The organism is Kitasatospora sp. NPDC059827 (genome assembly GCF_042731675.1).
Classification (GTDB): Bacteria; Actinomycetota; Actinomycetes; order Streptomycetales; family Streptomycetaceae; genus Kitasatospora.
On sequence record NZ_JBHWIV010000048.1, the window covers coordinates 48434 to 66499 of the forward strand.

The 18066-nt window shown below is 73.5% G+C and carries 18 protein-coding genes; 5 read left to right on the forward strand and 13 right to left on the reverse strand.

Features of this window, described 5'->3' with window-relative positions:
• Positions 1 to 10: 10 nt before the first annotated feature.
• From ACFV8H_RS26735 to ACFV8H_RS26765, 7 genes are all read right to left on the reverse strand, one after another.
• Positions 11 to 2878, reverse strand: coding sequence for a hypothetical protein (locus ACFV8H_RS26735; protein ID WP_380404592.1), 2868 nt, complete (start codon positions 2876 to 2878; stop codon positions 11 to 13).
• Positions 2875 to 3990, reverse strand: a complete 1116-nt coding sequence (locus ACFV8H_RS26740) for an AAA family ATPase (RefSeq protein ID WP_380404595.1) — start codon at positions 3988 to 3990, stop codon at positions 2875 to 2877. The genes ACFV8H_RS26735 and ACFV8H_RS26740 overlap by 4 nt, the downstream gene beginning before the upstream one ends.
• A gap of 62 nt (positions 3991 to 4052) precedes the next feature.
• Positions 4053 to 5552, reverse strand: coding sequence for a VWA domain-containing protein (locus ACFV8H_RS26745; RefSeq protein ID WP_380404598.1), 1500 nt, complete (start codon positions 5550 to 5552; stop codon positions 4053 to 4055).
• Positions 5553 to 5560: 8 nt separating this feature from the next.
• A complete protein-coding gene (locus ACFV8H_RS26750; RefSeq protein WP_380404646.1) occupies positions 5561 to 6979 on the reverse strand; it encodes a hypothetical protein in 1419 nt (472 codons plus the stop codon).
• On the reverse strand, positions 6949 to 7452 hold the full coding sequence (locus ACFV8H_RS26755; protein WP_380404649.1) for a hypothetical protein: 504 nt from the start codon (positions 7450 to 7452) through the stop codon (positions 6949 to 6951). The genes ACFV8H_RS26750 and ACFV8H_RS26755 overlap by 31 nt, the downstream gene beginning before the upstream one ends.
• A 304-nt stretch (positions 7453 to 7756) precedes the next feature.
• A complete protein-coding gene (locus ACFV8H_RS26760; protein WP_380404601.1) occupies positions 7757 to 7945 on the reverse strand; it encodes a hypothetical protein in 189 nt (62 codons plus the stop codon).
• Between the two features lie 208 nt (positions 7946 to 8153).
• A complete protein-coding gene (locus ACFV8H_RS26765) occupies positions 8154 to 9536 on the reverse strand; it encodes an SMI1/KNR4 family protein (protein WP_380404604.1) in 1383 nt (460 codons plus the stop codon).
• Between the two features lie 390 nt (positions 9537 to 9926).
• On the opposite strand from ACFV8H_RS26765, the gene ACFV8H_RS26770 reads away from it, so the two are divergent.
• Positions 9927 to 10100: a hypothetical protein gene (locus ACFV8H_RS26770; RefSeq protein ID WP_380404606.1), complete on the forward strand. Its 174-nt coding sequence runs from the start codon at positions 9927 to 9929 to the stop codon at positions 10098 to 10100.
• A gap of 67 nt (positions 10101 to 10167) precedes the next feature.
• Here ACFV8H_RS26770 and ACFV8H_RS26775 read toward each other — a convergent pair whose 3' ends face one another.
• Positions 10168 to 10602 carry a hypothetical protein gene (locus ACFV8H_RS26775; RefSeq protein WP_380404609.1) on the reverse strand — a complete coding sequence of 145 codons (435 nt, stop codon included), beginning with the start codon at positions 10600 to 10602 and terminating at the stop codon, positions 10168 to 10170.
• Between the two features lie 217 nt (positions 10603 to 10819).
• Between ACFV8H_RS26775 and ACFV8H_RS26780 the strand changes: the two genes are divergently transcribed.
• Together ACFV8H_RS26780 and ACFV8H_RS26785 are read left to right on the forward strand one after the other, a co-directional pair.
• On the forward strand, positions 10820 to 11314 hold the full coding sequence (locus tag ACFV8H_RS26780) for a DUF6924 domain-containing protein (RefSeq protein ID WP_380404611.1): 495 nt from the start codon (positions 10820 to 10822) through the stop codon (positions 11312 to 11314).
• A 277-nt stretch (positions 11315 to 11591) separates the two neighbouring features.
• On the forward strand, positions 11592 to 12782 hold the full coding sequence (locus ACFV8H_RS26785; RefSeq protein ID WP_380404614.1) for a protein-L-isoaspartate O-methyltransferase: 1191 nt from the start codon (positions 11592 to 11594) through the stop codon (positions 12780 to 12782).
• A gap of 81 nt (positions 12783 to 12863) precedes the next feature.
• On the opposite strand, the gene ACFV8H_RS26790 is transcribed toward ACFV8H_RS26785, so the two are convergent.
• Both ACFV8H_RS26790 and ACFV8H_RS26795 read right to left on the reverse strand, forming a co-directional pair.
• A complete protein-coding gene (locus tag ACFV8H_RS26790; protein ID WP_380404617.1) occupies positions 12864 to 13958 on the reverse strand; it encodes a hypothetical protein in 1095 nt (364 codons plus the stop codon).
• Between the two features lie 219 nt (positions 13959 to 14177).
• Positions 14178 to 14618 carry a PH domain-containing protein gene (locus ACFV8H_RS26795; RefSeq protein WP_380404620.1) on the reverse strand — a complete coding sequence of 147 codons (441 nt, stop codon included), beginning with the start codon at positions 14616 to 14618 and terminating at the stop codon, positions 14178 to 14180.
• Positions 14619 to 14875: 257 nt separating this feature from the next.
• Between ACFV8H_RS26795 and ACFV8H_RS26800 the strand changes: the two genes are divergently transcribed.
• Entirely contained in the window at positions 14876 to 15481 is a 606-nt protein-coding gene (locus ACFV8H_RS26800) for a hypothetical protein (RefSeq protein WP_380404623.1), read from the forward strand.
• Positions 15482 to 15560: 79 nt separating this feature from the next.
• Here ACFV8H_RS26800 and ACFV8H_RS26805 read toward each other — a convergent pair whose 3' ends face one another.
• The 3 genes from ACFV8H_RS26805 to ACFV8H_RS26815 form a co-directional block, all read right to left on the reverse strand.
• Positions 15561 to 16139, reverse strand: a complete 579-nt coding sequence (locus ACFV8H_RS26805) for a hypothetical protein (RefSeq protein ID WP_380404626.1) — start codon at positions 16137 to 16139, stop codon at positions 15561 to 15563.
• Positions 16140 to 16386: 247 nt separating this feature from the next.
• Entirely contained in the window at positions 16387 to 16968 is a 582-nt protein-coding gene (locus ACFV8H_RS26810; protein WP_380404629.1) for a hypothetical protein, read from the reverse strand.
• Positions 16969 to 17107: 139 nt separating this feature from the next.
• On the reverse strand, positions 17108 to 17674 hold the full coding sequence (locus tag ACFV8H_RS26815) for a DivIVA domain-containing protein (RefSeq protein ID WP_380404631.1): 567 nt from the start codon (positions 17672 to 17674) through the stop codon (positions 17108 to 17110).
• A gap of 213 nt (positions 17675 to 17887) precedes the next feature.
• Here ACFV8H_RS26815 and ACFV8H_RS26820 point away from each other — a divergent pair.
• On the forward strand, positions 17888 to 18066 hold a 179-nt coding region (locus ACFV8H_RS26820; protein WP_380404651.1), incomplete at its 3' end, for a redoxin family protein.

Genomic DNA, 18066 nt, shown 5'->3' on the forward strand with positions numbered 1-18066 from the left:
CTCCGCCCGCTCAGGCGGCGCCGAGCAGGGACGCCAGGGCGCCGGCCGTCTCGGGGTGCCGGCCGAGGAGCGCCGAGCCCGCCGGGGTCGGCGGCGCCGTCCAGGACCCGTCGCAGCCCAGGAGGGCGGCGAGCGCGTCGCAACCGGCGGGGTGCGCTGCGAGCAGGGCGGAGCCCCGGCCGGCGGTGCCGCCGCCGGGCTGGACCGGCTGGGGCGCCGGTGCCAGCCACGGCGGCACCCAGGTGTCCAGTTCGGTGAGCCGGCCGGGGAAGATGCGTCCGGCCTCCTTGGTGAGCTTCGGGGCGAGCTCGGCGCCGCCGCTGCGCAGGGTGGTGATCAGGGTCGGCAGCCACGGCAGCAGGACCGGGTCGGGCAGGCGGGCGAAGGCATGCGAGACGGCCTCGACGACGAGGTCGACCAGGCTGGGCACCGGCTCCAGCGCGTGGAGCAGCCCGCTGAGGTAGCGCGGGTAGGCGGGCAGCAGGAGCGGGTTGCCGAGCAGTTCGTCGCAGCGCTCGCGCAGGTCCTGGCGGGTGAGGTGGCCGAGGTGGACCCGCGCGGCCCACAGCAGGGCGCGCTTGGACTGGTCCTGCGGGTCGGACCGGGCGACGGCGAGTTCGAGTTGGGCGCGGTCGCCGCCCAGGGACAGGGCCAGGCCCTCCATGCTGAACAGGAAGCTCAGCATGGCCGCGACCTGGCGCACCGTCGCCGTCTCGTCGGTGAACGCGGTGGGCAGCAGGGCGCAGTAGTGGGCGTACCCGGCCTCGGCGAACCGCTCGATCCACCGGGGCAGGACCGGCTCGCCGGTCCGGTAGAACGCCAGCAGCCTCCGGACCCGGCGCAGCACCTCGGGGGCGCCGTCGACGCTGCGCTCGGTGGTCAGCACCTGGAGGGCGCGGGCGCCGAGTTCGTCGGCGAGCCGCCGGCTGCCGAGGTACAGGGTGGCGTCCTCCACGGTCCGCAGGACGACGGCGGCGTTGGCCTGCGGGGCGTTGGCCTCCCGGCGAAGCCGCTGCTCGAGGACCTGTTCGAGCGTGACGCCTTCGTAGCCGAGCTCGATCAGGGCGCGCTGGTGGGTGCCGAGCGAGAGGTCCCAGGACTCCTGCTTGGGTTCGTCGCCGAGGGTGCGCTCGCCCATGATCGGGCGGGCGGCGTCGGGGATCAGGTGGCGCAGCATCCAGAGCACGTCGGAGCAGGGGCGCAGGTCGGGCTGGGACTTGATGTCCAGCAGCGCGCGCTTGACGCCGCGGGCCTGGAGGTTGAGGCCGAGCGGGGCGAGGCGGTCGTGGACGTCGCGGGCCAGCGGGGGCAGCGACTCGTAGCCGACCTGGCCGATCCGGTCGCCGCCCATCATGATCTCGACCAGGCGGCGGACGTCGCGCCGGCCGGGCACGGTCTCCTTCTCGATGCAGGTGACGGCCGCGTCCTGGAAGTCGTACGGGGTCGGGCGGGCGCGGTCGCGCATGCCCGCGAGGAGGATGGACGTCTCGTACACGGCGATGGCGTCGGCGGTGGAGGCGAGGTAGCCGTTGCGGCGGGCCGCGCGCACGATCTCCACGGACCAGCCGAGCAGTTCCTCCTGGTCCAACTGGTCCAGAGCGGGCGGTCGTTGCAGGAATCCGGCCAGCTTGTCGGTGCTGTCGCCGTCCGCGACGGGGACGAGGACGGCCGCCTTGCGGGCGCGGGTGGCCTTCGCCCCGGCACCGGCCTGGCCCTTGAGCCGGTAGGGCTGGACCCGGGTGCGCTTGAGGTTCTTCCCCCACTGGGCGGCGGCGATCGACACCGACCCGCCTTCGAGGCCGAACTGCCTCTCGATGGCGGTGTGGCTGGAGGGGATCAGGCCGTACTGCCACTCGGTGGCGGTGCGCGGGGGCACGGCGAAGGTGTCGGTGCCGTGGAGGCCGAACTCCTCGACCCGGCTGGCGGCGTGGAAGGCGCCGCAGACGTAGACGCTCTGCGCCGGGTCGGCGCCGGTGGCGGCCAGGTGCTCGCGGATGCGGGTCCACATGTACCGCTCGCGGTCCTCGTCCACCCGCACCCGGTCCGGGTCGCCGGGCGCCAGGCGGCGGAAGAGGCTGCCGATCAGGAACATGACCTGCCGGTAGGTGTCGTGGTCGGCGTCGCCGAGCGGCCCCTCGACGTACTGGTGCCACCACTCCGACCAGTGCCGCACCTTGCCGTGGCGCAGCAGGTGCCGTTCGAGGTCGGCGAAGCGGGGCCGCAGGTCGCCCAGTTCGACGCCGACCGCGCCGCCGTGCAGTGCGGCCTCCTCGGAGGCAGCCGCGCCCACGTCGGCCTGGCCGGCGGCGGCCTCCGCAGCGTCCGAGCCGTCCGAGCCGTCCACGGTGTCCGGGGCGTCCGGGCGGGGCTGCCACTGGAAGACGTGGTCCGAGGACCGGTCGACGAGGACCAGGTCCACGCCGGGCGTCTCCAGCGCGTACGCGATGGCCTGGTACTCGGCGGAGGCCTCGGTGATCGGCGCGACGACGGACAGCGGCGCCCAGTCGGCGGGGAACCCGTCGATCCGGGTGGCGAAGGCCTGGACGGCCACCGGCAGGCGGCAGTTGCGCAGCTCGGTGAGCAACGGGGCCATGTCCTCGCACAGTTCGAGGAAGACCGTCCTCGGCTGCCGGGCACGCAGGTGGCGGGCCATCGCGGTGGCGGAGGCCGGCGAGTGGTGGCAGACGGGGAAGATCTCCAGCGGCTCGCGCAGGGCGCGCTCGACGTCGCTCACGAGGCCGAGGAGGATGCCGTCCAGGGCGCCGGGGCCGTCGGCGAACTCGGCGGCAGCCGCGTCGAGTTGGCTCCGCAGCGCGCTGAACGTGTCGGGGCCCGGGTGCCCGCCGGCGGCGGGCACCCGGGTGGAGGCGCGGCTCATGCGAGCGCCTTGAGGGTCTCCAGGCCGGCGGCGAGGAACTGCGGCCACTCGCCGCCCTCCTGCTCGCTGCGCTGGTGGACGGTGTTGGCCAGGTACTTGGTGAGGATGCTGGTGTCCTCGGGCGCGCGGCGGCTGAGCGAGGCGACCAGGGAGGAGCCGAGGGCGTGGGCGGTGAGCGCGCGCTCGCCGAAGAAGTTGCTGTGCAGGATGGCGTCCTCCAGTACGCCGATCTGCTCCGCGGTGGACAAGGCCGACTCCAGCCGCTCGTCGTCGCTGCCCGCCGCCGTCGCGACGGCGCGCAGGTCCTCGAAGGAGCGCAGCAGTACGTCCAGCAGGGTGGGCGGCACGTCCAGTTCGATCTGGTGGCGGCGCAGCAGTTCCTCGGTGCGGAAGCGGACGATCTCCGCCTCGCTCCGCTTGTCCGTCACCACCGGGATCTGGACGAAGTTGAAGCGCCGCTTGAGCGCCGACGACAGGTCGTTGACGCCGCGGTCGCGGCTGTTGGCGGTGGCGATCACCGCGAAGCCGGGCTTGGCGAACACCGTGCCGTCCTCGCCCTTCAACTCGGGCACCGACACGTACTTCTCGGAGAGGATGGAGATCAGCGCGTCCTGGACGTCACTGGTGGAGCGGGTGAGCTCCTCGAAGCGTCCGATCGTGCCGGTCTCCATCGCGGTCATGATCGGCGAGGGGATCATGGACGCGCGCGACTGGCCCTTGGCGATCACCATGGACACGTTCCACGAGTACTTGATGTGGTCCTCGGTGGTGCCGGCCGTACCCTGCACGACCTGGGTGGAGTTGCGGCACACGGCGGCGGCCAGCAGCTCGGCGAGCCAGCTCTTGCCGGTGCCGGGGTCGCCGAGCAGCAGCAGGCCGCGGTCGGAGGCGAGCGTGACGATCGCCCGTTCGACCACGCTGCGCTCGCCGAACCACTTCTGGGCGGTCTCGCGCTCCAGGCCGTCGGAGGGCTCGGAGCCGAGGACGAAGGTGCGGATCATCTTCGGGGACAGCCGCCACGTGGACGGCTTCGGGCCGGAGTCGACCGACTCCAGGTAGTCCAGCTCGTCGGCGTACTTGGTCTCGGCGGGGGCGCGGAGCATGTCGGACATCGGGCAGGAGCCTTTCTGCGGCGTGGGATCGGGGGATGAACGGGTGCGGCGCGGTGCGGCGCTCAGGTCAGGAACGTCTTGAGCTCGTGGACCAGCTTGTTGATGTGGCCGGAGAGCACCGGGGTGCCCTGGTCCTTGAACCGCTGGCGGAACCACGGGTTGACGCTGCCCCGGCCCGCACTCGTGACCGAGCCGACCGGGATGAACTTCACACCGGAGCGGTGCACGGCGGCCATCTGCGCGAACAGCTCCTCGCCGCGCCACTCGTAGAAGTCGGAGATCCACACGACGGCGGTGTTGACCGGCTCGGCGATCTTCGGCTGGGCGAGGGCCATGGCCACCGTACCGTCGGTGCCGCCGCCGAGCTGGGTGCGCAGCAGCGTCTCGAACGGGTCGTGGACCCACGGGGTGAGGTCGACGGCGCGGGTGTCGTACGCCACCAGGTGGACGTCGACCTTGGGCAGGCCGGCGAAGATCGAGGCGAGGATGGTGCAGTTGACCATCGAGTCGACCATCGAGCCGGACTGGTCCACGACCACGATCAGGCGCTGCGGCGTCGTCTTGCGGGTGGTGTGCCGGTAGTAGAGCCGGTCGACGTAGAGCCGCTCGTCGTCGGGGCTCCAGTTGACGAGGTTCTTCTCGACCGTGCGCTTGAGGTCCAGGTTGCGCCACACCCGCTTCGGCGGCACCGAGCGGTCCAGCTCCCCCGCCGTGGCCTTCTCGACCTGGGTGCGCAGCACCTCGGCGACCTCGTCGACGAACCGGCGGATCAGGGCCTTGGCGTTGGCGAGCGCGGTGCCGTCGAGGTTGCCCTTGTCGTGCAGCAGCTGCTCGATCAGCGACATGCTCGGGGTGAGGCGGGAGGCGAGCTTGCTGTCCGCGAGGACTTCGCGCAGGCGCATCCGCTTGACCAGATCGGCCTCGATGGCGGCGAGTTCGGGTCCGATCACGGGGATCAGCGTGGACAGGTCCGGGGTCCCGGGGGTGCCGGGGGTCCCAGGGGTGCCGATCCCGGTACCGGCGTGACGGCCGAGGCCGGCGTGGCGGCCGGCGCGCAGCTCCCCGGGCTTGCAGCCGAGGGCGCGCTCCAGCCATCCCGCGTCGGACTGCCAGCGGGAGAGCTGGCCCGCGGTCACCGTGCCGGAGCCGGTGGCGAGGGCGTTGAGGAGGATCTTGGAGTACAGGGCCGCGCGCCGGACCTCGGCGGCCCGGTCGCGGGCCCCGACCGGGCCTGCGGCGTCGGTTTCGGTGTCGGTGTCGGCGTTGGCGTCGGCGTCGGTTTCGGTGTCGGTGCCCGGCGCCAGGAGGCCGTCGAACTCCGCTGCCAGGCCGGGGTGGCGCTGGACGAGCGAGTCGATGGACGTACGAGGGTCCAGCAGGCCCGCGGGCAGGCCCAGGTCCTCGACGACGGCCAGGCTCGCCGTCTCCAGCGCGGGCTGCTCCGCCGGGTCGAACAGGCGCGCCAGCAGCTGCCAGTACAGCACCTGTCGGCGGTTCCCCTCGCGGTCCGCGAGAGCACCGCCGTTCCCATCGGTGGTGGTGGTGATGGAGGAGGAGGTCATGGGTCCGTTCACTTCCGCAGCAGCTTGCCGGCGCGCTCGCGCAGCACGGTCACCGTCTCGGTCGCTGCCGCCTCGGCCTTGCCGCCGTTCTTGTCGGTGGTGCCGCCCGCCCACGCACCGGCGTGCAGGCCCACCGTCCGGCGCTTGACGGTGGATTCGACGGCCAGTGGCTGGAGGACGAAGGCCCCGGCGTCCCAGCGCAGCAGGCCGATGCACGCGGTGGACGCGGCCACCGCCTGCGGCGTGAGCGGGCCCGCCACCGGGATGCGGTCGGTGTCGACGGCGAGCGGGTGGCCGGCCAGGTCGAGGGTCAGCACCCCGTCCTGCTCCCGGGCGGTGTAGCCCTCCAGGAAGACCGGCTCGGCCAGGCGGACCGGGTGGCGCTCCAGCGGCGCGACCGGCGCGCCCACGGCCGTGGGCAGCACGACCCGGGCGGTGGCGAACGGGTCGGCCTCGGCCGCGGTGCGGGCGAGGTCGTCGCTCCACAGCAGGTCGCCCTCGGCGGTGAGCGGCATGTCCGTGACCGTCACGGCGCGGCCCTCGCCCGCCGCCGCCAGGAGCGACATCCGGGGGCGCAGCAGCTGCCAGACCCCGGCGCCCAAGACGCTGTCCGGCTTCGGGACCGACACCGACGCCCGGACCAGGCGGGGCGCGGAACCGTCCGCCGGCTCGAACACGGCGTGGACCTGGGCCTGTGCGGCCGTCGCGTGCTCGTGCAGGTCGACGCCGAACGGCAGCAGCCGTCCGGTGACCGTCTGCGGGTCAGGGAGAGTGCCCGCACCGGGAGTCGTCAGCAGCACTGCCCGCGACCACAGGTCGGCCCAGCGGCGGACCGGGACGCGTTCCAGACTCGCTCCCGGGCAGGACGCGGCGAGTTCGCCCGCGAACCCGTCCAGCAGGACGGCGAGGCGGCGCAGCTGCGGGTCCGGGAGCATCGCGGAGACGAGCTGCGCCGAGGCCGACACGAGGTCGTGGTCCATGCCGAGCCAGCCGGTACGGGCCAGGTCCGCGAGCCAGGCGCGGACCGCGGTGAGCACGTTCGACGCGCCGCCCGGGCCCTCGGCGGGCACCGTCCACGGGGCGGTGGTACGACCGGTCGCCTCGCCCACGACGCCGTGCAGCGCGTCGTGGGCCGCACCGAGCAGGGCCGTACGGGCGGCCGCCAGGGCCAGCAGGTGGCCCTCGTCCGCGGTGCCGGCGGCCGCCTTCTCGGCGGCCTCGGCGACGAGGGCGGCCAGCGGCGAGTCCGCGACGGCCCCGGCGAGCTCGGCCAGCGCCTGGGCCTGGGCGGGCCGGGGCCGCACCAGGCCGTCGGACATCGCCCGGTCGAAGGCGTCGACGACAGCGAGCGCCTCGTCGAGGCCGCCGACCGGCGCGTGGAGGAGGTCGGTGCGCATCACGCCACCGCCCGGGTGGTCGGGAACCAGTGCATGTCCGGCAGCGGGGTGGTCACCGGCTCGAACTCCAGGTACTCCAGGTGGTTCAGGAACCGGGTGAACACCGCCGCCGCCGGGGACTCGGCGGCCTTCACCGGGCGGGTGGCGGTCATCGCACCGGTGATGACCGGGGCGGTGGCCTCCTCCGTACCGGTGTCCACCCGCAGGTAACGGGCGACACGGTCACCGCCGAACTGCACCACGGCCTCGCCGACCAGCGCCTCCAGGTGCTTGCAGTAGCCACCCCGGGCACCGCCGCACGGACGGTTGTTGTTGGTGCTGCACGAGAACGCGAAGGAACCGGCCTCGACGGCCGACACGTAGACCCGGCCGATGTCCGAACCACTGGACACCACACCCTGCAACCGACCGTCCGCCAACTGCACGAACGGCACCTTCGCGAGCTTGCGGGGCCGGGCGGGCGGAACCACCCGGACCGTACTCGAACCTTCCCAGGCAGGCAGAAGCACACCATCTCCAATGGGGTTGGGGGGACAGCGCGCCGCAACACGGCGGCAGCGCTTGTGGTGATGAACGTAGCGGTGACCACCGACAACCGGGCCCGCCGGACCGGCCCGGCCCATCACCCGGCGCCGCGGAAGGACATCGACGCCCGTACCGGCGGGGAGCGCCCGTCAGCTCCCGGCAGAATCGAGCTCTCCCCGTCCGCATCCACGCGCCCGCGGCACGATGTCCGTCGCCCCTTGACTCCTCGACAGCCCTGCTCAACAGCCCTGCGTTCCCCAATGGAGCGTCAGGGCCGGGCAGTCAGGGTGTCAGCTCGTGATCGGGGTGTCCGGTCAGCCCGCCGTGGGCCTCGTGCGTGACGACGATCTCGGGCCGCACCTCGCGCAGGATCCCGACGGGTTGTCCGACCACGACGTCCAGCGGCGCGTCGCACAGCCGCGGCCGTCCGGGGGCGGAGTCGGGCTGGGCAGCGGCACGGATTCCTCCCAAGGGGATTGCGGCGTGGACCGGTCGGCCGCACCGAACACGCGCATTGTCCGCCCCTTTCGCGCCGGGGACTCAGGGCATTAACCCGACGCGATGCGGCCGGTCAACCCGGCACCACCTCGGGTTGACCATCTGTTCCCCTGTGCAGGAACGCCATCGGTCCCTCACGCGACCGTGCGGGACCAATGGCGTTTTCGCTGGTCAGGCGGGGCTACGGCAAGGGGCCGAGGTCGCCGTGGACAACGGTCTCGGTGATCAGGGGACGGTCCCAGAGGGCGAGGATCTCGTCGGCCAGGTCCACGACGGGCCGCGGGTCCGCTCTCCCGGAGGTCTCGATGGAGGCGGCCAAGAGGCTGCGCGGGACCGCTCCGGCGTCCAGCAGGATCCGCCAGTCCCCGGGCGCGAGTTCGAGGAACTCCAGTCCGGTCAGTGCGGCGATCTCCAACGGGTCGGCCAGTGTGCCGGGGTAGGCGCAGAGCGTGCGCAGACGGGGCAGCCCGACGACGGGGGCGAGGCTGAGGGGCGTGCCACTCCATGCCCCGATTCTCAGGACTTCCAGGGCGGGATGGGCGGCGGCCTCGATGCTCCCGATGCTCCGGTCGTGGACGATGGCCGTCACCGGCCGCTTGTCCCACCGGTGTCCGGTGTACCAGTCCCGTTCGGGGCCGAGGACCAGGTCGGTGAGCGATTCGGCCCACAGTGACGCGCCGATGCTCTGCTCGTGGTCGAGCACGATGACCTGGCCGAGGTGGCCGCGGGGGCCGGGCGTCAGGTCGACGGCGACCATGTCCCCTCCGCCGGTGCCACCGAGGACGATCCACCCCGGAGAACCGACCAGGTCCTGTACGGCGTCGTCGGGTCCGGTGAGGACGGCCCCCGTCGCCGCGTGCTCCCAGCGGAAGTGCGAACGGTAGGACAGGTCGGCGACGGCGAGGTACTCCAGGGAGCTCAGCTCGAAGCCGACCGCGCCCCAGACGTGCTCCGCTGCCGCGTAGTCGTCCTGCCAGTCCTCCCACCGTGCGCGCGTCACCCGGTAGAGCGCCTTGACCTCCTCGGGAAGCGCGAGGCCCAGCCGCTCCTCCGCGGCGGCGATCTCCTCCTCGGTGGCGCCGATCGCATCCGGTATCCGCTCGCGCAGGGTCCGTTCCAGCAGTGCCGCGTCCGCGGACGCGGCCGGCCGTGCCCCGTCCGAGGGTTCCGGCAGGCGGCGCCACGGCTCGGGAACCGCGCCCTCGACGAGGGTCAACGCGCCCACAGGGCCGCCGAGGCCACGATCGGCTGCCGGGCTGCGATCGAACAGCCGTAGAACCGCCGCTCCGCTCGGCGGGATCTCCACGGAGAAGCCGACGTCGGCCACGCCGGCCCCGGCGAGCGCGTCCCGCACCCGTTCGATCGCATCGTGCTCCTCCTGGTTGTCCGACACCAGCAGGGCCCGACCGGGCGGCGGGTAGCGCCACTTCACGGGCACGCTGTACGAGCCGCAGCCGATATCGCCCGAGACCTGGCCGCCCGGCACGGCGAGCGCCTGCGCGTTCACGGTCCGCAGGAGCCGCAGCAGCGGCTCCCAGGTCTCGAAGTCGTACAACGAGGACAAGTGGGCCTCCGATTGGTGCGGTGATCGCGATGCCAGCGATTATGCTCGCGACCTGCGACAACCCCACCGACAGGCGAGCACGGGAGAGAGACGGCCCGGAGCGGCCACGGTCAGCGCTTCCCCTTCCCGATCCGCGGACGCAAGGCGGGCGGGCGGGCGGGCGGACGGGCAAGGCCGCCCGTTCTCGTCACCGGACTTCTCCAGCAGGCAGGACCCTTCGGCCAAACCACGATTCAGGACGGCGGATTCATCATCAGGTCGTCGGGAACAGAGACCCGCAGACCTGCCCGCATCCGCGCGGCTCTGGTCAATGTCAGTGGCACCGGGCAACCTGTGCGTATGCGTGCCCCGAGAGTTCAGTGCCCGGCCTGCGAACGGCCGGTAGCCCTCATGCCGACCCGCCGTGCCGGCTACGGCGTGATCCATGACCACAAGCGGGACCGCCGCTCCCTCATCCTCTGCGAAGGCAGCATGAAGCAGGTGCCGCTGGCCGATGCCGTCGTCCGGCAGGACGCCCTCCCGGGACTCGGCGGGGCGGACGGGGTCGAGCCCACCCTCTTCTGACCTCGGTAGCCCACGGACAGCGCCGTCGAACGGACCGGCAGGACCCCGGGGTCCTGCCTCCGCGCCGCTAGAGCTTCCCGCCGGCGGCCGGGCCGGTGGCACGGGGGTGCACGGCGTACAGGGCTCGCACGTGGTCGGTCCAGAACTTCTCCTTCTCCGCCTTCGAAGCGCCGAGCGACAGGAGCCCGAGTTCCTGCGCCAGGCGGTAGAACCCGGGGCCGGCGTCGTTCAGCCCTTCGTACTGGACCAGCGCGGAGAGCATCGGCTCCTTCCCGGTACGGCCGGCTGCCGTGACGAGGCCCAGCAGGTGGCCGACGGCCGCCCGGTGCCCGGCCTGCGAGAAGTCGAATCCGGGCTGCCCCGTCCGCTCCACCAGGGCCGCGTTCAGCTTGGTGTAGGTCGTCATGCCGCCGCTTCTGGCGACCTCGGCCAGGTAGTCGCAACCGGCCTCGGTCAACTCGTCCCATTCGAGCTCGGTTCGGCCGTACCTCTGCACGTGCATCACCGTCAATCATCTTGTAGTTGAGGGGTGTTGACCCTACCGGAGCTCGGGCCCGGTTGAAGCACACTCCCTCCGCGCACCAGTCCCGGCCCGCGACCGCCCGGCGCGCCGGGCCCCGGGCCGTCTGCCCTTGCTGTCAGTGCTCCGCGGAAGACTGGACCGTACGGAGCTGTCCCGACCGCGGATCGGCGGTCGGCTCCGAGGGAGGGAACCCCCCATGAGGACGTTGCCCGGTGTCGCCGAGCACGGCGGATTCGACGCCCTGGTCATCCGCACCGACTACCACGACGAGGCCGGCTGGCGGGCGGTGGTGGCGGAACTGGGCAAGCCCTGGGGAGACCGGCGCTACGAGCCGCTCGTCCACTTCGTCGACGACCCTGTCTGGGCGGACGCGACTGCCGACGAGGTGGCCGCGGAGGTCCGCTCCGGCGAAAACCCGAGCGTTGTCTTCCTCGCGGACCGCACGACGATGCGGTCCGCGCCCCGCACGCTCCTCGCGGTCACCGCCGTCCGGCGTGAGGACCATGAGGACCACGAGGAGGACGGGGAGGACGGGGATTACGCCCTGACGACCAGGTACGGCCGTTCCTTCCGCACCCTCCCGACCGGCGTCCACGAGATCCACGCGAACCTGAGCATCGCCAACATGGGCTTCGAGGAGTTCGCCAGGGCCGCTCAGGACGACCCGGACGGCATCTTCCGGTCCTTCTGACCGGAACCGGAACCGGAACCGGACGCCGGGCCCGTGGCGGGCGCGGCGCTGTGGCGCGCGCCCCGTGGGCGCTCCCGCGCGCCCACTACCGTGCGGCACCGGGGTGGGCGAGGATGAGCGGCCGACCGTGTCCCCTACGCGACCGAAGGGAACCCGCATGGGCAAGCACGAGAAGCCGGCGCCGGACCCCGGAACGGGCACCCCGCCGCCCGGGAACAACGACGGGCAGGTCCCGCCCCCGCCGCCGGGCACCGGCACGCGCCGCAAGTAGCGCACGGTGACGGACGACGAGGACCTGGCGGGTCGCCGGGCACGCCTGGACGCGGTGATGGAGCGCGACGGGGCGTGGCCGACCGCGTCCCCGTGGGTGCGCGAGGCCATGGCGGCGGTGCCGCGCGACCGCTTCGCGCCGGACCGGCTGTGGCGCTGGGACGGCCGGGCCTACGTGCCGCTCGACCGCACGACGGACCGGCGCGGGTGGGCGGACGCACTGTTCGCCGGCGTCCACGACGCGGCCGTCACCCAACTCGACGGCGGCCTGCCGTCCTCGTCGCTGTCCGCGCCGTCCGTCGTGGCGGACATGCTGGACAGCCTCCGTCTGGAGCCCGGCCACCGGGTGTGGGACATCGGCACCGGGCAGGGGTGGACGGCGGCACTGGCCGCGTGGCGGGCCGGTCCCGGGCTGGTGGTCTCCAGCGAGGTGGACGAGCACCTGGCCGCCGCCGCCCGCCGCCGCCTGGCGGCCGCCGGTCTCGTCGTCGAGGTGGTGGCCGGCAACGCGACCGGCGGCGGAGTGCCCGGCGGGGTGCCCGTCGACCGGATCCACGCCACCTACGCGGTGGAGGCCGTCCCGTGGGCCTGGGTGGAGGCGGTACGGCCGGGCGGCCGGATCGTCTACCCCTGGGGCCTGTTGGGGCACGTCGCCCTCGTCGTCGCCGACGACGGCAGGAGCGCGACCGGCTGGGTCCAGGGCCTCGCCCAGTTCATGGCCGACCGCACCGCCCCCACCCCGACCCCCGCCGGCCACGCCGCCTACACCGCGGTGCGCGGCGGCACGGCCGAACCGGACGCCGAGCGCCTGCTGCCGGCGTACGACCTGGGCCCGCTGGAGAGCGACTGGGACCTGCGCTTCGCCCTGCGCGTGGCCGTACCGGACGCGACGCTGCTCACCGGCCCGGACGAGGACGGCGTCAACGCCTGGGTCCACGACGGCGACCGGTCGTGGGCCGCGTTCACCGCGCGCGGCGACGGCTCCGTGATCCTGTACCAGGGCGGGCCGCGCCGCATCGGCGACGAGGTGACGGCCGCCCGGTCCGCGTGGGAGGAGCTCGGCCGCCCGGACCGGTACGACTACGGCATCACCGTCACCCCCGACTCCCAGTGGGCGTGGCAGGGCAGCCCGGACGGACCGCGTTGGCCGATCGGACGGTCGGTGTCGGCGGGGCGATCGGCACCGGCGGGGCGCTGATCGAACGGTCCCGCACCGGCCGGGCGTTGATCGAACGGTCCCGCACCGGCCGGGCGTTGACCGGCGCCCGACCGGTGCAGGTCAGACCGTCGCCCGGGCGATCGCGTCCACGGCGATCGTGCGCATCCGGTGGAAGGCCGTCTGCGGGTCCTCGTAGGCGCTCCAGGGACCGGCCACCTCACGGCCCATCACCTCGAACATCTCGAAGGCGTGCGCCACCCGGGCGTTCATGACCAGTGACCAGGCGGCCCAGCCCCGGGCGGCCTGGAGCTGCGGGTGCGCCGGGTCGGCCTGCTCCAGGTCGGCCAGCAGGGCGTCCACGGCTGCGGTGAACTCCGGCGTCCGGTAGGCGGCCGCCCCGGCGCTGTCGCGGGTGTACTGCTCGAAGAGCGCCCGCACCCGCAGGGTGGTCAGCAGACTGCCGGCCGGTGCGTCGGCGAGCGCGGCGTCGACGAAGGCGTGCATCAGCTCGTGGCTGCCGTGCCACTTGGCGCACCAGTACTGCAACGCGCCCTCGTGCGCCCGCAGGTGGTGCGGGTCACGGGCCGTCACCTCGGCCCACAGCTGACGGAAGTCCTCGTTCGACCGGCCCAGTCCCATGGCGATCGCGATCTGCGCCACCCAGGGGTTGGGGTCCTCGGCCGCTGCCAGCTCGACGGCCTCCCGCGCGGCCTGCTCCGCCTCCCCCAGCACGCGGTGGAACCCGCGGGCCTGCTCCCTGGTCACCTCGGAGGCGTACCTGCCGGTACGGATCTCCCAGGCGAGCTGCACCAGCGCGTCGGTCTGCAGCAGGGCGGCCGCCGCGTCGCGCGGCTCCTCCTCGCGCCAGCGCCGCAGCCAGTGGTCCTCCTTGGACGCCGCCGTGCTGAGCGGCTCCATCCGCATCCAGCGCCGGTTGGCGCGGCTGTCAGCACCGCTGTCGGCCTCGGCTTCGGCGTCGGCCAGGTAGTTCGCCGCCGCCCGCCAGTCACCGCACCCGGCAGCATCGAACACGGCCGCCAACTCCGCGGACGGCTCGTCCCCCTTGACCACGAGCTGCTCGCGCGGGGCCAGCCTGCGCCACAGCTCGGTCTCCAGGAGGCTCCGCCGTTCCCGGGCGCGCTGCGAGACGATCACTTTGCCCACGACGGCGACGAGCACCACGAGCACGACGAGCACCACAAGCGAGAAGACCATGAACTGCTTTCCTAGCGGGACGGGGAGAGGAGCCGCTCACCCGCACCGAGCGGCCCGTGAGCGGGCACCGGGCACCGGGCACCGGGCACCGACGAAGGCACAAGGCACGAAGGCACGAAGGCACGAAGGCAGCGCGGACACACCTCGCCCCGACCCCCCGCCCCCGCACCTGCGTGCGCGGCGAGCAGGATCCTAGTCGTTTCCCGGATTCTGAAAGCCCTACGACTCCACGGGAGCACCCAGGGCGGCGGCCCGCATGGCAAGAATCCGACGGCGGGTCTGCTCGACGCCCTTCCGGTCGTACCGCGCTGTTCCCCGCAGCAGTAGGACGTCACCGCCGCGGACGGTCAGCGCGATCATCACGACCGCGGCCACCCCGGCGTTCGTCCCGCCCTCGACCCTGACGTCCTCGATGTCCTGCCAGGGGATGCGGTTCGGACGCCCCATCGAGCGCTCGACGATGCCCTGCGGACCGATGACCAGTCCCAGCCGGGCACCCTGGTGACACCAGATCACCGAGAACACCAGCATGAACGAGTAGAACACCTTGGAACCGATCGGGGTGATGATCACACCGGCGACCGCGATCGAAAGGAACACCAGCCCGCCCGCCACGACGATCAGCCGCTGGAACTTCGGGTAGATCCGTATCGGTTTCATCGAACCTCACTGCGGTCTTCGGGCTCTCCGCCACTTTGGCATTCTTGTGCCGGCCGCCTTCGCTGTCGACCTTCTGCTCCGAACGCGCGCCGTAGCCAGCCGGCCGACCGTTCCCGAGGGGAGTGTCCCCGAAGGTGACACGGATGGGCGGCGTTTCGCGGTTTCGGTGGTCCGTGAGCCCCTGCTGCGGGATCGTCGGTGCCGCGCCCGGGGGCGGGCGTTCCGCGTAGGCGGACCACTGGAGAGGCAGGCTCGTCATGGTCAAGCAAGAGACATGGACGACGGACGAGTTCGGGGCCTCGCACACCGGGTCGGTCGGCGTGCTCCTCGCCGACGGGACCGTGCCGGAACCCGCGTACATCATGATGACGGAGCACGGGGCCGGACTGACCACCGCGCAGTGGACCGTCTACGACGGGCACTCACGCCTCTCCCCGCGTGCGCACGCCCTGCGCGCCGTGTGCTCCTGCGGCTGGTCCGGCCCCGAGCACCCGCTCGACTGGGAGCAGATCGGCGAACAGCGGCTCGGCGAAGCGGCCGCGGAGCCGGCGGACACCTGCGAGCAGGAGTGGGACCAGCACACCGTCGAGGTCGAGAAGTCGGCCGTGGCCCTGCCCGAGGACCTCGCCGAGGTGCTGCACGGCCTGGGCGAGGCCATCGAGAAGCTGGCGCAGAACTCCCCGCTGGCGGCGCTGCGGGCCGCCCGGCTGCTGGAGGTGACTGCGGAGCGGACCGCGTACTGGCCCGCCCACGACGCCCGGCGCGACCTGGGCCTCGCGGCGACGGCCGCCGCACTCGGCCTGGACGAGGACGGCGCCCGCCACCTGCTGGCCCGCTTCGGGCGCTGGAGCCCGTACAGCTGAGGGCTGCCATCCGGACGGGCCGGCGGGCAGGCGGGCGGGCGCGTTGGTGGGGGCGAGGAACGCCCGGTTCCCCCGGACGTCACGGCTCCGGGAACACCGGCATCGGCTCCGCGCCCGGGCAGCACACGGCGTCCTCGTCGGCGACGGGCTCCCGGCACCTCTCGCACAGCCATGCCGGGTCCGGGAGTTCGGCCGCGGAGACGGAGACCTCGTTGCCGCGCACCAGGAGCTGCCAGGTGTCCCAGGGTTCCTCCCCCTGCGCGTCGATCGTGCCGTCGGCCACGTGGTCGAACGTGAACTCCTCGAAACCGGGCGTGCCTTGGGCGTGGGCGTGCGGCTTCAGGAAGTGGTCGATCAGATAGGTCATCCACTCGGGCGCGTCGTAGAACTTCTCCGCCTGGCTCCACTCGATCGCCGCACCGTCCGCCGTCGGCACCCAGTGGCACCAGAGACCGGGCTGACCCGCCGGGGGCTTGTCGAAGTCGCGGATGTCGGCGTCGCGGCCCTGCCCCGCGTAGCCGCTCCCGTCGACGAAGTAGGGGCCGCCGGCACGGTCCATGCGTCGGGTGCCGGCGAACTTCCGCAGGTACGCGGCCTCGGCCGGGTTGAGCGGTGGGGTGACGGCGACCCGGCCGGTGAAGTCAGTGGTGTAGCCCATGCCGGGGATGCTAGCCACGCCCTCCGACACCTCCGTGCGGCCTGCCCGGCCTGCCCGGTCAGCCCGGCAGGTCGATCAGGGCGATGCCCTTGGGCTGGGCGACGGCGAGGCGGCGGCCGTCCGGGCTGAGCGCGGCAACGGGGGTCGGGATGTGCTCGGCGGCACCGACCTCGACAACACCGCCTCCCGGCGGGTGATGGCCGCCGCCGGGATGTGCCCTTTCCGGGCGCGACGTGCGCCTGGCCCACTACGAGAGCACCTGGCCGTCCTCTCCCCGCGTCCCCGGGGCGCCAGCGCCCAGCACCCAGGCCGGGTAGTGCTGCGCCGCCAGCGCGGGCGAGGCTGGACTGCCCGGGTGCAGCGCACCGGACGGGAAGAACGCCGCCCGGCAGCGCCGGCACCACCAGCCGCGCCGCCACCGCTGCATCAGGTCCTGCCGGCGCGCGTGCTGGACCCGCAGTCGCTCCTCCTCCCGTCGCCGGCCCCGCCGCCGGGAGACGGTGCGCACCAGCAGGGCCGCGGCCGTCAGCACCGCCGGGCCGACCAGGCCGCCCAGCAGGTAGCCCGCCCGGTAGGCGTCGTCGTGACGATGCAGGTCCGGATCCGGGTGCAGCATGCCCAGCACCCCCACCAGCAGCCAGAGCGCCGCGAGCACCACCAGCACGGCCACCGCCGCGCTCTCCCGTACGGGCTGCGGCCCCGGCGCGGGCGGCGGGGCCAGGTGGGCGGCCGCCGGCGGGTCCACGGCGGCCGCGGCCGCGGCCTCCAGGGCCTCGGGCACGGGCAGGGCGTGCTCCCCGGCGGCGCAACCCGGGCATACGGCGCTCATCGAACGGTCCACTCCTCGCGGCGACTTGTGCGCGAATGATCCCGGCACGCAGTAGACCACGAGGAACTGACGATGCGTCACTGAATTCGCACAACCGCCGGTGGCCCGGCAGTCGGCCCGACAGTCGGCCCGGCGGTCCTCAGGACGGCGCGACCGTGCCGCCCGGACCGTACGCCCCCAGGTAGCCGTCCACCTGCGCACGCCGGTAGCCCCGGGGCACCACCGCGAACACCGCGGCCGCCGAGGCCGCCGGGCGTCGATGCGCGGCCTGCGCCAGGTGGGCGTCCACCTGTGCCGGGTCGTAGCCGCGCCACGCCGTGGCGAACACCGGCACCGCGCCCGCCGCCGCCAGGTCGACCTGCGCGGGGTGGTATCCGCGCCGCACGACGCGGAACCGCGGCCCGCCCGCACGCCGCCCCGGCACCGGCACCGACGCCGACGCCAGGTAGGCATCCACCTCGGACCGCTCGTAGCCCCAGCTCACCAGGTCGAACCCGCGCCGGGCGACCGCGTCCACGGGCACCGCACCAGCAGGTGCGGCGGCCAGCGCGCGGTCGACCTGCGCCCGGTCGTAGCCGCGCCGGGCGATGGTGAAACCCGGGGCTTCCGGGCGCCGGGAGGGCGCCAGGGCCAGGTAGGCGTCCACCTCCGCGCACTCGTAGCCGCGCCGTACCACGTCGAACCCGCTCCCGCCGCCCTCGGCCATCCGCCCCTCCCCCTGTCCCACCGGCCGTCTGCCGTCTGCCGTCCCGTCAGCATCGCACAGCCCCGCCCACCGGCCTCAGGCCCAGGACCGGGCCGACTCCCCCAGCGCCGGGCGGGAGGGTGTCCGCTCCTCGGTCACCCCGCGTCGGGGGCGGGGTGCGGGCAGTAGGATCGACGGCGTTGTCTGTCGTACACCGCTGGTAGGAGGCTTTTCATGGCTCAGGTCACGCTCAAGGGGAACCCGGTCGAGATCGGCGGCGCGCTGCCCGCCGCCGGCAGCCAGGCCCCCGCCTTCACCCTGGTCGGCGAGGGCCTCGCGGACACCTCGCTCCAGGACTTCGCCGGCCGCCGCAAGGTCCTCAACATCTTCCCCAGCATCGACACCCCCACCTG

Coding starts and splice junctions, on each gene's coding strand:
- ACFV8H_RS26775 (WP_380404609.1), bottom strand. CDS start 10,602: ATGCACGTGCAGAGGTACGGCCGAACCGAGCTCGAATGGGACGAGTTG.
- ACFV8H_RS26815 (WP_380404631.1), bottom strand. CDS start 17,674: ATGGCCGAGGGCGGCGGGAGCGGGTTCGACGTGGTACGGCGCGGCTAC.
- ACFV8H_RS26740 (WP_380404595.1), bottom strand. CDS start 3,990: ATGTCCGACATGCTCCGCGCCCCCGCCGAGACCAAGTACGCCGACGAG.
- ACFV8H_RS26795 (WP_380404620.1), bottom strand. CDS start 14,618: ATGAAACCGATACGGATCTACCCGAAGTTCCAGCGGCTGATCGTCGTG.
- ACFV8H_RS26745 (WP_380404598.1), bottom strand. CDS start 5,552: ATGACCTCCTCCTCCATCACCACCACCACCGATGGGAACGGCGGTGCT.
- ACFV8H_RS26770 (WP_380404606.1), top strand. CDS start 9,927: ATGCCGACCCGCCGTGCCGGCTACGGCGTGATCCATGACCACAAGCGG.
- ACFV8H_RS26805 (WP_380404626.1), bottom strand. CDS start 16,139: ATGGGCTACACCACTGACTTCACCGGCCGGGTCGCCGTCACCCCACCG.
- ACFV8H_RS26780 (WP_380404611.1), top strand. CDS start 10,820: ATGAGGACGTTGCCCGGTGTCGCCGAGCACGGCGGATTCGACGCCCTG.
- ACFV8H_RS26810 (WP_380404629.1), bottom strand. CDS start 16,968: ATGAGCGCCGTATGCCCGGGTTGCGCCGCCGGGGAGCACGCCCTGCCC.
- ACFV8H_RS26800 (WP_380404623.1), top strand. CDS start 14,876: ATGGTCAAGCAAGAGACATGGACGACGGACGAGTTCGGGGCCTCGCAC.
- ACFV8H_RS26790 (WP_380404617.1), bottom strand. CDS start 13,958: ATGGTCTTCTCGCTTGTGGTGCTCGTCGTGCTCGTGGTGCTCGTCGCC.
- ACFV8H_RS26735 (WP_380404592.1), bottom strand. CDS start 2,878: ATGAGCCGCGCCTCCACCCGGGTGCCCGCCGCCGGCGGGCACCCGGGC.